Origin of the sequence: Undibacterium sp. TJN19, assembly GCF_049339485.1 — a bacterium.
Lineage (GTDB): Bacteria > Pseudomonadota > Gammaproteobacteria > Burkholderiales > Burkholderiaceae_D > Undibacterium.
The window spans coordinates 20618-34117 of record NZ_JBMPPL010000011.1 but is presented as its reverse complement, the minus strand read 5'-3'; the positions used below and the strand labels follow the sequence as shown (position 1 = coordinate 34117).

7 protein-coding genes are annotated in these 13500 nt (G+C 49.6%); 3 read left to right on the top strand and 4 right to left on the bottom strand.

Annotation, left to right across the window (positions count from 1 at the left end; translation table 11 throughout):
• The first annotated feature begins 111 nt into the window (after positions 1-111).
• Together cls and ACO0LH_RS23155 are read left to right on the top strand one after the other, a co-directional pair.
• Complete coding sequence (gene cls / locus ACO0LH_RS23160) at positions 112-1506, top strand: cardiolipin synthase (RefSeq protein ID WP_422943509.1); 1395 nt, start codon at positions 112-114, stop codon at positions 1504-1506.
• A gap of 24 nt (positions 1507-1530) precedes the next feature.
• Entirely contained in the window at positions 1531-1908 is a 378-nt protein-coding gene (locus ACO0LH_RS23155) for a hypothetical protein (protein ID WP_422943508.1), read from the top strand.
• Positions 1909-1959: 51 nt separating this feature from the next.
• Here the strand turns inward: ACO0LH_RS23155 and ACO0LH_RS23150 are convergent, their stop codons facing one another.
• The 4 genes from ACO0LH_RS23150 to ACO0LH_RS23135 form a co-directional block, all read right to left on the bottom strand.
• Complete coding sequence (locus ACO0LH_RS23150) at positions 1960-2124, bottom strand: hypothetical protein (protein ID WP_422943507.1); 165 nt, start codon at positions 2122-2124, stop codon at positions 1960-1962.
• A 146-nt stretch (positions 2125-2270) separates the two neighbouring features.
• Entirely contained in the window at positions 2271-2846 is a 576-nt protein-coding gene (locus tag ACO0LH_RS23145) for a BON domain-containing protein (protein WP_422943506.1), read from the bottom strand.
• Positions 2847-2893: 47 nt separating this feature from the next.
• A complete protein-coding gene (locus tag ACO0LH_RS23140; protein WP_422943505.1) occupies positions 2894-3826 on the bottom strand; it encodes an OmpA family protein in 933 nt (310 codons plus the stop codon).
• Between the two features lie 91 nt (positions 3827-3917).
• The gene (locus ACO0LH_RS23135; RefSeq protein ID WP_422943504.1) at positions 3918-4559 is read right to left on the bottom strand and encodes a DUF4398 domain-containing protein; all 642 of its coding nucleotides are present in this window, start codon (positions 4557-4559) and stop codon (positions 3918-3920) included.
• Positions 4560-4710: 151 nt separating this feature from the next.
• Here ACO0LH_RS23135 and ACO0LH_RS23130 point away from each other — a divergent pair, with 151 nt between their 5' ends.
• On the top strand, positions 4711-13416 hold the full coding sequence (locus ACO0LH_RS23130) for a GH36-type glycosyl hydrolase domain-containing protein (protein ID WP_422943503.1): 8706 nt from the start codon (positions 4711-4713) through the stop codon (positions 13414-13416).
• The last annotated feature ends 84 nt before the right edge of the window (positions 13417-13500 follow it).

Sequence of the window (13500 nt, the reverse complement as noted above, 5' to 3'; positions counted from 1 at the left end):
TAGTATCCCTGACCAGAGATTTCTTAACGGCCCACTTTTCATAAAAATTACATATCAGATCGAATTACTTGGTACTTCGACCTTTGTCAGACACCCACATCAGGAGGCAGTATGGGATTCAGCATTAAATTCATCCATTACGCCACAATAACAGCGTTCGTACTGATGTTGAACGCCTGTGCTGGTTTGCCGGAAATCAACTATCTGGATAAATCCGAAGTCCAGTCAGGTGATCGCACAAGCGCTCCTACGGTAAGCAACGCCCAGGGCGCGTTAAGTACAAAAAAAACGACTGCCTTGCTACGTCAGAGATGGAAAAAGTCGAGCACGGACCTGGCCGCGCTGGCGGCGCTGGAAGAAGAAGTGACGGGACGCCCATTAATTGCAGGCAATCAAGTCACCTTGCTATTCGACGGCCCACAGACGATGGCAGCAATGATGGATGCGATCAGACAAGCAAAAGATCATATTCACCTGGAAACCTATATCTTTGATCAGGATGAACTTGGAAATCAGTTTGCTGACCTTCTCATCGCGCGGCAACGAGATGGAATACAGGTTAATATTATTTACGACAGTATTGGCACAATAGGCACACCTCAGACATTTTTCGACAAGATGAAAGATGCCGGCATTCAGATGCTGGCATTTAACCCTGTCAATCCTTTGAAATTGAATGGCCCATGGGAACCTAACAAGCGCGACCATAGGAAAATTCTTATCGTTGATGGTGAAGTTGCGTTCACAGGTGGTGTCAATATCAGCGCCAGTTACGCCAATAGTTCGCTGTTCCGCTCCAAGAATAAAAAAGATAGTAAAGTGGGCTGGCGCGATACCCATATCAAAATTGAAGGGCCTGCGGTAGCTGCGCTGCAATGGGTTTTTCTTGATACCTGGTCTTCTGAAAGCAGCATAGAACTAGCTGACAAACTGTATTTCCCTCCTCTTAAGGAAAAAGGCAACAAACTGGTGCGCATACTCGCCAGTGATTCCGAGAGCAATCACGCAATCTATAAAGCGTATATGCTGGCGATACAGGAGGCAAAAAAATCCATTCATATAACATCAGCTTACTTTGTTCCAGATGCACAAATTTTACAAGCCTTAATTGCAGCTGCCAAACGGGGCGTCGAGGTAAAGCTGGTCTTGCCTGGTGTGACCGATAGCGGCCTGGTATTTCATGCTGCGCAGTCTTTTTATAGCGAAATGCTGGAAGGTGGCATACAAATTTACCAGTTACAAGTGGCCGTTCTTCACGCGAAAACCGCCGTCATCGATGAGGTCTGGTCCACTGTGGGATCGACCAATATTGACACTAGAAGCTTTCTGCACAATAAGGAAATCAATGTCGTCATTATCGATCCGGAATTCGCCCAGGCTATGGAAAATGCCTTTAAAGAAGATTTGCGTCTCTCCACAAAAATAAATATCAATGAGTGGCAGCAAAGACCCTTCACCAACAAGTTTAAGGAATGGATGGCGAGGCGGCTGGAATATTGGCTGTAATCTAGAGCAAGAATGGCGTTTGGTATGATAGTACATACTTCATTCTCAAATCTGTATAATCTACATTTCCAGCCAGGCAATGAAGGCACCATCACAGAACACGCCAGCTGGATCCAGCTATTCATTGATGCCATACGTTCTACCCTGAAAGTACGGATAACAATAGAAGTAGCCTGGGCATCACTATCATCTGGTGCGCTGACCACTTACCCTTTGGACTATAGCGTATCCACGATTACAATGAGAAGTCAGGCTTTTTCGCCAAAACTTCTTGGGGACCTTGCTGATATCAATCAATACTATGCCCCATATATAGCTGCCTGGTCGTTGATGTCAGACGCAGGGAAGTTAATGATAGTCATCGAAGTGATTGATGGCGCAGGCGCAAATTGCGCATGGTAAAAGCCATCGTATTATCGTAAACATAAGCAACTGGCGATTAACATCAATAAATCAGTTTGTCGCTGGCTTTTTGATTTTCGGCGTGATTGATATGGCGACCGGGTCGCTGGCAGGAAAACCTTCTTCCAGTGCCTCATCCAGAGCGTCTTCCTTTTTTTGTATTTTCTCGTCTGTGGATTCAGGCGGAGTATGACTATTTTTTTCTGGGGTACTCATTGATCTTCCTGGCAGGGTATGGAGCTTATTGTGGAGCTTATTGAAAAGATAGAGGATTAAAAGACTGGGGGAAGCGCATCAAATAATCGATACCCTCCCCCACACCGATACCCATATCGGCAAAACTAGTGTTCAGCCTGGGTGCACTATTTTTTGATACTCAAGTTATTGATAACATTAACAACGCCGGAAATACCTTTGGCAATCTCGATTGCCCGTGCAGATTGCGCGTCGTTATCAACAAAGCCGCTTAATTGCACTTCACCTTTTCTGGTGACGACGGATATGTCCATACTTTTGACCTGTGTGTCTGCCAGCATGGCAGCCTTTACACCAGCTGTAATAACGCTATCATCAATCTTGTTGCCGACGGTCTGCTTGCCTTCTTTCAGAGCCAGTTTGTTGTCGATCTTTTTCACCCCTTCTATGGTTTGGGCAACAGAGACGCTACGGTCAATCTGGGTCTGGTTGTCAGCAAACCCACTTAGCATGACTTCGCCTTTACGGGTTTCGATTTTCACATCCATACTCTTGATGGTTTCGTCATTCATCAAGGCAGTTTTTACCTTCGTTGTAATGACTGCGTCGTCAATTTCTACCCCTATGGTAGTTGATGCATTGGGTGCACTTGTATCTGGTGCCTTATTACATGCACCCAAGCTCAATAGCAAAGCTGTCGAAACGGCAGGTAGCACGCGTTTTATATAGGTACGATGATTCATCATTTTTCCTTTATTTGACAAGTGGAAATCAAAATTGATGATTCGGCTTAACGTTGATTAATCTTGCCGTTCGCGTCAGACAATACGATTTCAACGCGACGATTCAACTGACGGTTTTGTGCATTGTCATTTGGCGCTACAGGATATTTTTCACCATAGCCCCGTATTGAAATACGCTCTGGAGCGATTCCCATCAATTGCAAGGCACTACGTACAGCAGACGCACGTCGTTCAGATAAATCCTGATTGTGCGGGGCAGATCCCGTGTTATCTGTATAACCTTCAACCAGCACCGTTCTCTGCATATTTCCGTTAAGGATATCTGCAAGCTTTTGCGTTGTGCGCATTCCATTTGGCGTCAGTTTTGCCTGATCTACACCAAACAACACATCACCCAGGGTAATGATAATTCCACGCTCGGTAGTCTGGGCTTTCAGGTCCGCCAATTGCGCTTCCAATGCCGCGTTACGGCTTTGTGCTTCCTGATTTCTGGCTTGTTCTTCCTGTGCTTTCCTTTGTTCTTCCATCGCCCGCTTTTGTGCATCGCTGGCTTCTGCCTGAGCTATTTGAGCAGCTAATTTTGCCTGTTCTGCCTGGGCTTTGGCTTGATCAGCTTCGTTAGTACGTTGCTCAAGTCGCATTTGATCACGTATCTTAGCTGCGTTAGCTACGCTGGCTTCTGCCATTTTTTGCTTTGTGAGCTCTTGCGCTACACCAATCTTCTGTTTCGCAAGATAGGCCAATTTGTCGATAGTCTCGCTGCTCTCATTATTTTTTGCAGCATTATTGGCATCATTCATTGCGGCGGTAGCTTGCTGCATTTCCAAAGGTGCCATACTGAGCGTATTAGGGTTATTTTGTGCTGATTGATAATCCATACGCGTCTGATCCAGCAAACTGGTCGATTTTGGCATGGTGCTGCAGGCAGTTAGTACCATAGCCAGTAGTAATGCAGCAGGAGTAAATATTTTTTTATTCATGATCATTCCTTAGAATTTCTTAATTAAATGAAATGATGCTGTATATTGGTGTCAGCAAACAGCATCTATGACGTTGGGCTTCGTTGCTTTGTTATTTATTATTTGCGCGTTCCAGTTCGTCACGCAAAACCCTGATATCGTCTTGAAGGGCATTTGCTGCTTTTTGTGCCTTTGCGGAATTGGCTTTTGCCTGCGCCAGCTTCGCGTCTGCCTGTGCCTGGGTTGCCAGGTCTGAAGCCAATTTATAATCTTTGGCTTCCATGGCCTTATTGGCGAGTGCCATTTTTTCACGCGCAGAATTCATTTCTGCTGGGGCAAATTCGCTTCCACCGGCGACAGCGGCGTTATCAACTGCCGCATTAGAAACAGCCACCTCTGCCGTGGCAGGTGTTTTCATACTGCTGCAACCCAGCATAGTGACGATCGCAGCTCCGCAAATTCCATAGATACAGTGTTGTAGATTCTTGTTCATTTTTCTCTCCGATAAACATCCATAAAATATCCATAATTTTCCAGCTTGCTGGAGAACGTTATAGACCTGACTAACACAATGGTCTGTGCGCTGGCGTACATTTCGTTCAACAAGCGCAGTTCTTGCGCTGTTTTTATTAAGGACAGCGATGCAGATGACAATGTGCGGTAACGAACGTACTTTTTTATCACTACGCACTAGTATGTCAAGCCATATGCTGCATGAATATTTAGCCGAATCGATACCAGAAATTTCGCGCATCTTGCAAATGCTTATCCCCTGACATGCGATAGCTTGCCTGCAAAAATCCAGTTGAAAATGAATGTAACGCTGCGATCGCAGACAGAAAGAAGTGAACAACTTGAAACAAGTAAAAACTCTATTTTCCGATGGACTCCATCATATAAAAAATATGTGGAAAAGCGATCCCTTTCAATCAGGTTCATCTGGTGACAATACTATTCCAGAGGCACCGTTGAGAGCGGAACTGTTCAGTGCCTTGCAGATGGAGCAGCATGGACGAATATTAGCCAGCAACCATAAATTAAGTCTGGTATCAGTACCAGATCAGTTGCTCAAACGCCTCGCAGAGAACGAAACCCTGATCATGGATTCGTGTAGCCTGCTGACTGAAGCCATCAAACAGGGGCATCAGGTCACGCCGGCGGCCGCCTGGTTACTGGATAACTTCTATCTCATCGAAGAACAGATACGCACCGCGAAACGTCATTTACCTAAGAATTACAGCAAGGAACTGCCACGACTCTTACATGGCAACTCAGCAGGACACCCGCGCGTGTACGACATTGCGCTGGAAACCATCTCTCATGGAGATGGCCGGGTGGACCCGGAAAACCTGAGCCGCTTTATCAATGCCTATCAGCTGGTTTCCATACTTAAACTGGGTGAGCTGTGGGCGATTCCCATCATGCTGAGGTTGGCACTCATAGAGAACTTGCGACGCGTCGCGGCACGCCTGGCAGTCACACACAATCATCGCAATCTGGCCACCTTGTGGGCAGAAAGAATGGCTGAAACCGCTGAGAAAGACCCCAGCAACCTGATCTTGCTGGTGGCTGATATGTCGCGTTCCAATCCACCGATGGATAGCTCTTTTGTAGCCGAACTGGTACGCCGTCTGCAAGGGCAGGGGCCCGCACTGGCATTGCCCTTGAACTGGCTTTCCCAGCGCCTGGGAGAAACTGGGCAAACCATAGAACAACTGGTTCACCTGGAATCGCAGCAGCAGGCCGCAGACCAGATTTCCATCAGCAACAGCATTGGCAGCTTGCGTTTTTTAACGGCGATGGACTGGCGTGAATTTGTCGAAAACATGAGCGCAGTTGACCGCAGTCTGCGAAACGACCCGGCAAACATCTATGGTCAGATGGATTTCGCCACCCGTGACTTATATCGGCATGCGATAGAGAAAATTGCCAAGCAAAGCACACTGACAGAAGTCCAGGTCGCAGACCAGGCGATTTCGTTTGCCAATGAAAATGCAGCCCAAAAGGGTAATGCAGACCGCAGTGCCCATGTCGGCTATTTTTTAGTCGGTAAGGGGCAAAGTGAACTGGAGCGCAAGGCTGCGATCAAATTGACGTTACGAGAGACGATCAGGCAAGCCGGGCGCAACTCGGTCTTCAGCGTCTATACCGGCAGCATCGCCATTTTGACTCTGGTGTGCTGTGCCTTGCTATTGAACCAGGCGCGTCAAAATCAAAGTGACTATTATTTGCTGGCTATATTTGCCCTTGTCAGTGCACTCATCAGCAGCCAGTTGGCGCTATCCATGGTGAACTGGGTAGCGACCTTGATCGCCCTGCCCCGTCCACTGCCACGCATGGATTTTTCCAATGGCATTCCAACAGACTCAAGCGCCCTGGTGGTTGTACCAACCATCATATTTACGCAACAGAATATTGACAGCCTGACCGAGGCAATGGAAGTACGCTTCCTCGCAAATAATGATGCCAATCTGCGATTTTGTCTGCTGACTGATTTTTCAGATGCCAGCGAAGAAAATCTGGCAAGCGACGCTGAGCTGTTGGCACACCTCAGCCGCAACATCGAAGAACTGAATAAAAAATATTTACGTTCCAATGGTGATCACTTTATTGCCTTGCACAGACCACGCGTCTGGAACCAACAAGAACAGGTCTGGATGGCCTATGAACGCAAACGTGGCAAGCTCAGTGCTCTGAACAGCTTCTTGCGTGGAGAAAGAGCTGACGCCTTTAACTTAATCATTGGCAATACCAATGGCCTGGAAAGAGTCAAATACGTCATCACCCTCGACACAGACACCGAATTACCACGCGATGCTGCCCGCAAGTTTGTCGCCACCATGGCACATCCACTCAACCGTGCTGTTTATGATGAAAAATTACAGCGGGTTACCGAAGGCTATGGCATCCTGCAACCGCGTGTTGCTGTCAGCCTTCCAGGCAGTAATGCATCGTATTACGAACTGTTATGCGGTGGTGAAGCCGGCATTGATCCTTATACACGCAGTGTCTCAGATGTTTACCAGGATGTGTTTGGCGAAGGCTCTTTCATCGGCAAAGGCATCTACGATATTGATGCCTTTGAACACGCACTCAAAGACCGCATGCCTGAGAACCGCGTACTCAGTCATGACTTGCTGGAAGGGTGCTATGCAAGGTCAGGTTTACTGAGTGATGTCCAATTGTATGAAGAATATCCATCGACGTATCTGGCAGACATACGCCGCCGCCATCGCTGGATACGTGGCGACTGGCAAATTGCGTCGTGGCTGCTCCCGCATGTGCCTGGCCCGAAAGATAAAGCGACTGGTGTGGTACAAAGCCCGCCAAACTGCCTGTCTTCATTGTCACGCTGGAAATTGCTGGATAATCTTCGCCGCAGCCTTGTGCCACTGGCTTTCACTGCTTTTCTGGTCATTGGGTGGGCAACAATGGGCACGGCCTGGCTTTGGACACTGGCCGCGTTACTGCTCTTGTTGCTGCCGACATTAAGTGCTTTTGCTGTCAATCTTCTCAAACCGCCTGAAGATATGCTGTTGCGCCAGCACATCTCTTCTTTGTTTGGTGCGACTACCCAGCATTTCATCCATGCTTCGCTCACACTTATTTTCCTGCCATTTGAAGCATGGATAAACTTGGATGCCATCGTCCGTACGCAATGGCGCATCACGATTTCCAACCGTCATCTGCTGGAATGGAACCCCTCCAGCATCAGCAACACCCAGTCAAAAAACGGACTGTTTACAACCCTGCGCAGCATGTGGATTGCACCTGTTTTTGCACTGGCTACCGCAGTTTATATAAGTGTCTACAATTTGCCAGCTCTTTACGCTGCACTGCCAATTTTATTGCTGTGGACTGTATCGCCAATCATCGCTTACTGGATCAGTCGCGCCAAAACGCATCGCGACACCAAACTGTCGATTCAGCAAACCGGTTTTTTGCATGCACTTTCACGAAAAACCTGGCTGTTCTTTGAGACCTATGTCGGTGCCGAAGACAATTGGCTGCCACCTGACAATGTGCAGCAACAACCGGTTGCAGTGATTGCCCATCGTACCTCACCGACCAACATCGGCCTGTCCCTGCTCGCCAATCTGGCGGCCCATGATTTTGGTTATATCACGGCTGGTCAACTTCTACTGCGTACGCAAAACACTTTTACCAGCATGGCAATGCTGGAACGTTATCAAGGTCACTTCTATAACTGGTATGACACCACGACGCTGAAACCGCTCTATCCCTTGTACGTGTCTACTGTAGATAGCGGCAATCTTGCCGGTCATCTGCTGACCCTGCGCCCCGGCTTGAATGAACTGATTGATGCACCTGTCTGCCACCCTCGCCTGTTTTGCGGCTTGCGCGATACTTACCAGATTCTGCGTGAGACCGTTTCTGACAGCCAGGCCGGTCAGTTAAGCAAGTTCGGAACGGATCTCAATCTGCTATGCCAGTCAACATGCACTTCACTGATTGCAATCAATGAAGGCCTGATCAGCCTGACGCGCCAGGCCGACGACTTTTTCTCCAGTCTGTCAACCTCGCTAGAGACGCCTGCGCACTTATGGGCGACCAGCCTGCGCAAGCAATGCCATGATCAGCTTGATGAAATCACCCACCTGCTGCCCTGGATAAATGACATTAGAGCAGCAAACTGGATACAAAGCCATCCTGAGCTGGACCGCATACCAACATTGCAGGAATTGACAAGACTGGGCAATCAGCTTTCCCTTTTGCCAGAAGATGGTCTGGCAGGACAAGGTCCCGATGCCGTCGGCACAAGTAGCGAGCTCTCCACACACCTCGTAAATGCGAGTGCCCGTGCCAATGACAGGATTCTGCAAATCGGACAATTGGTGCAGCAATCGGGTGATTTCGCCAGCATGGAATATGATTTCCTTTATGATCCGAGCACGCATTTGCTGGTCATCGGTTACAACGTCAACGACAGGCGGCGCGATGCCAGTTGCTACGATTTACTCGCGTCAGAAGCCAGGCTGGCGACATTTGTTGCCATTGCTCAGGGGCAATTACCACAGGAGAGCTGGTTTGCATTGGGTCGCCAGTTAACCATTGCAGGTGGCGAGCCGATATTGCTGTCCTGGAGCGGCTCGATGTTTGAATACCTGATGCCCTTGCTGGTCATGCCAACCTATCAAAATACCCTGCTTGAGCAAACCTATCATTCGGCAGTACAAAGACAAATCGATTATGCGCAGCAACGCGGCGTACCCTGGGGCATTTCCGAATCTGGCTATAACACTTTCGATGCCCATCTGAACTACCAATACCGTGCATTTGGTGTGCCTGGATTAGGCTTTAAACGCGGTCTGGGTGATGACCTGGTGATTGCCCCGTATGCGTCCATGATGGCGCTGATGGTCAAGCCGGAAGAAGCATGCAGTAACCTTGAACAATTGTCTGCACAGGGCTTTGAAGGCAATTACGGTTTCTTTGAAGCCATAGACTACACCTCGTCACGCCTGCCACGTGGACAGACGCATGCCATTATCCGTTCGTTCATGGTTCATCATCAGGGCATGGGATTTTTGTCATTGGCCTACCTGCTGCTTGATCGCCCTTTGCAAAAACGCTTTGAGTCTGACCCTTTGTTCCAGGCAACCATGTCCTTGTTGCATGAACGCGTGCCCAAGGCAACTGCCAATTATTCTAATACGACAGAGCTGGCAGATATCCGCAGCAGCGATGCAGATCAGGAATTACCATTACGCGTACTGCACCATGTGAACACCCGCACGCCAGAAGTACAGCTACTGTCGAATGGACGTTATCACGTGATGATTACCAATGTCGGAGGTAGTTACAGCCGCTGGAATGACCTGGCAGTAACCCGCTGGAATGAAGACAGCACGCGTGATCACTGGGGTACTTTCTGCTATGTACGCGATGTTGATAACGGCCGTTTCTGGTCAACTGCCTATCAGCCATGCCTCGTAAATTCTGATAACTATGAAGTAATTTTCTCGGAAGGCCGCGCAGAGTTCCGTCGCAGTGACTATAACCTAGACATGCACACTGAAATCGTTGTGTCGCCTGAAGATGATATTGAGTTGCGCCGTACCAAGATCATTAACCGTTCGCGCCATCGCCGGACTATTGACTTTACCACTTATGCCGAAGTAGTACTGACATCTGCCGCTGCTGATGCCATGCATCCGGCGTTCAATAAACTGTTTGTCGAAACCGAAATACTGCAACAGCAACATGCGATTTTGTGTACACGCCGGCCACGTTCAACCAATGAAAAAGTGCCCAGCATGTTCCATCTGATGGCAGTGCATGGTGCCGAAACCGACAAGGTGTCTTATGAAACTGACCGCATGAAATTCATCGGTCGTTGCAATACGCTAGAAGCGCCCGATGCCATGCGCGTGCGCAGGCTATCTGGCAGCGAAGGCTCGGTACTTGACCCTATCGTCGCGATACGCTGCCAGATCACGCTGGAAGCGGAACAGAGCGTCACCATTGACGTTGTTACTGGTATTGCTGAAAACCGCTCGCTTTGTCTGGGCCTCATAGAAAAATACCAGGACCAGCATTTGGCAGAACGCGTCATCGGCCTGTCCTGGACCCATAGTCAGGTGGTTTTGCGACAATTGAATGCCACTGAAACAGACGCCCAGCTATATGGCCGTCTGGCGAATTCTGTCATCTACGTTAATCCCCTGCTGCGTGCCGATCATAATGTGTTGTCGCGCAATCATCGCGGCCAGTCTGGCTTATGGAGTTATGCCATCTCGGGTGATTTACCTATCGTCCTGGTGCAAATCAACCACCTGGACAATATAGAACTGGTGAGACAACTGGTACAGGCCCACGCCTACTGGCGCTCAAAAGGTCTGGCGGTAGACTTGGTGATCTGGAATGAAGACCATGCAAATTACCGCCAGGAACTGCAAGAGCAGATTATGGGCCTGATCTCGTCGGTGATCGGTACCCATGCCATAGAACGGCCTGGTGGTATTTTCGTGCGTCTGGTTGAACAGATTTCGAATGAAGACAGAATCCTGTTTCAATCCGTAGCACGGGTCATATTGAGCGATCAGCTCGGCACATTGGTAGAGCAATTAAACCGGCGCGACCTGCAAGAGCTGCGCATGCAAAAATTGATACCGGTCAGGCTGGCGAAACCATCTGGTACATTAACAACCAGCGTTGACCAGCAGACAGAAATCGAACCCCTGCATTCTTTCAACGGCATTGGCGGCTTTTCAGCCGACGGGCGAGAATATGTGATTACCAGCAGCCCTGGCCAGGTGACACCTGCGCCTTGGGTGAACATATTGGCAAATCCGCAGTTTGGCAGTGTTATTTCTGAAAGCGGGCAAGCCTATACCTGGGCAGAAAATGCGCACGAATTCCGCTTGACGCCCTGGCACAATGATCCCGTCAGCGACACCAGTGGTGAAGCCTTTTATTTGCGCGATGAAGAAAGTGGTGAATTCTGGTCGCCCACTGCGCTGCCCCGCCGCGGCAATGGTGACTACCAGACACGACATGGCTTTGGGTATAGCGTATTCACGCATACGGAATCCGGTATCAGGTCAGAACTGTCTGTTTATGTCGCGTTGGACTCGGCCATCAAGTATTCAGTGCTGCGTATCCGCAACGATGGCGACCAGCAGAGAAAAATGTCTGCCACCGGCTATGTTGAATGGGTGCTGGGCGATCTGCGTCCCAAATCTGCCATGCATATCGTGACGGAAGCTGATGCAGCCAGCGGCTGTCTGCTGGCACGCAACCCCTACAATACCGAGTTTCCAGGGCGTACGGCGTTCTTTGGTGTTGATGCCAACAACTACACCTGCACTGGTGACCGTAATGAATTCATAGGCCGTAATGGCTCTTTGCGAAACCCGGCAGCACTGGAACGGGTACGCTTGTCCGGCAAGACCGGTGCCGGTCTTGACCCGTGCGCGGCCTTACAGGTGCAGTTCGAACTAAACCCTGGCCAGGAAAAAGAAATTGTCTTTATCCTGGGGCTGGCGGACAGACGACAGGGCAATGTGTCACAAGTGCTGCAACAGCAGCGCAGCAGTGCCGCCGCAGAAAAAGCCTTGCTTGCCATACACGCCTACTGGCGCAATACCCTGGGTGCAGTCCAGGTACAGACACCTGATGCAGGTTTGAACATGCTGGCAAATGGCTGGCTGCTGTATCAGACTATTGCTTGCCGCTTGTGGGCGCGCAGTGGCTATTACCAATCGGGTGGCGCATTTGGCTTCCGTGATCAGTTACAGGACACGATGGCCCTGGTGCATAGCGAACAAAGACTGGCACGCGAACAGTTATTGCGTTGCGCTGCGCATCAGTTTGTTGAAGGTGATGTGCAGCATTGGTGGCACCCACCAACTGACCGTGGTGTGCGCACCCATTGTTCAGATGATTATTTGTGGTTGCCGCTGGCCGTTGCCCGCTACGTGATCAGCACCGGTGATCACGCTGTCCTCGATGAAGAGATCGGCTTTATCCAGGCGCGTGCGGTGAACCCGGAAGAAGATTCCTATTACGACCTGCCCGAACGTTCACATCAGTCCGCCAGCCTGTACCAGCATTGTGTCAGGGCGATACAGCATGGTTTGAGATTCGGCAGCCATGGCTTGCCGCTAATCGGTTCTTGTGACTGGAATGACGGCATGGACAAGGTCGGCCATCTGGGCAAAGGCGAAAGCGTGTGGCTGGCTTTCTTCCTGCATCAGGTACTGACACGTTTCACCGATATCGCATTGACGCAGAACGATACTGAGTTTGCCAATGAGTGCCGCCATCAGGCACAGCAACTGTCGATGAATATCGATAAAAATGCGTGGGATGGTGACTGGTATCGCCGCGCTTATTTCGACGATGGCAGCAGTCTGGGTTCTGCTCAAAATGTCGAATGTCAAATCGATTCGATTTCACAAAGCTGGGCCATTTTGTCGGGTGCAACTGACCCTGAACGAGCAAAACACGCCATGCAATCGGTAGACAAGCGTCTTGTGCGTCGCGACGACAAGATTATCCAGCTATTGAATCCGGCATTTAATCACGCCGGGCCCAACCCGGGCTATATCAGTGGCTATGTGCCAGGTGTGCGCGAAAACGGTGGACAATATACCCATGCCGCCATCTGGACTGCGATGGCATTTGCAAAACTCGGTGATGCGGCACGTGCATGGGAGGCATTCCAGATCATCAATCCTATCAATCATGGTAACTCAGCAACTGCCATCGCCTGCTACAAGGTGGAACCTTATGTAGTTGCAGCGGATGTGTATGCCGTTGCACCACATATAGGCCGTGGTGGCTGGACCTGGTACACCGGCTCTGCCGGCTGGATGTACACCTTCATCATGGAGTCATTGCTGGGCCTGAAACGGCAAGCTAACACCCTGACGATCAATCCATGCCTGCCCGCTGACTGGACAACTTTCACCATGCAATATCACTATCTGGACAGCAGTTACCAGATTACCGTCAACTTCGACGAGACACCCGGGGCAAAAACGGTGTTGGTGGTAGATGGCATGGCCGTCGACAATCTGACCATCAAGCTGCTTGATGACAAGCAAACACATCAGGTGGAATTGCACTACGCCCGTAACGTCTGATGTAACAGGCACCATCGCTTTCAGCAACGATGGTGCCAGTTCATTTACTAAAATCTGTTAGCGCTGACGAAAAAAGCTCTGGGT

Bases quoted from the DNA above. Each gene is read 5' to 3' on its own strand.
- cls (WP_422943509.1), top strand. From the start codon at position 112: ATGGGATTCAGCATTAAATTCATCCATTACGCCACAATAACAGCGTTC.
- ACO0LH_RS23155 (WP_422943508.1), top strand. From the start codon at position 1,531: ATGATAGTACATACTTCATTCTCAAATCTGTATAATCTACATTTCCAG.
- ACO0LH_RS23150 (WP_422943507.1), bottom strand. From the start codon at position 2,124: ATGAGTACCCCAGAAAAAAATAGTCATACTCCGCCTGAATCCACAGAC.
- ACO0LH_RS23145 (WP_422943506.1), bottom strand. From the start codon at position 2,846: ATGAATCATCGTACCTATATAAAACGCGTGCTACCTGCCGTTTCGACA.
- ACO0LH_RS23140 (WP_422943505.1), bottom strand. From the start codon at position 3,826: ATGAATAAAAAAATATTTACTCCTGCTGCATTACTACTGGCTATGGTA.
- ACO0LH_RS23135 (WP_422943504.1), bottom strand. From the start codon at position 4,559: ATGCGCGAAATTTCTGGTATCGATTCGGCTAAATATTCATGCAGCATA.
- ACO0LH_RS23130 (WP_422943503.1), top strand. From the start codon at position 4,711: ATGTGGAAAAGCGATCCCTTTCAATCAGGTTCATCTGGTGACAATACT.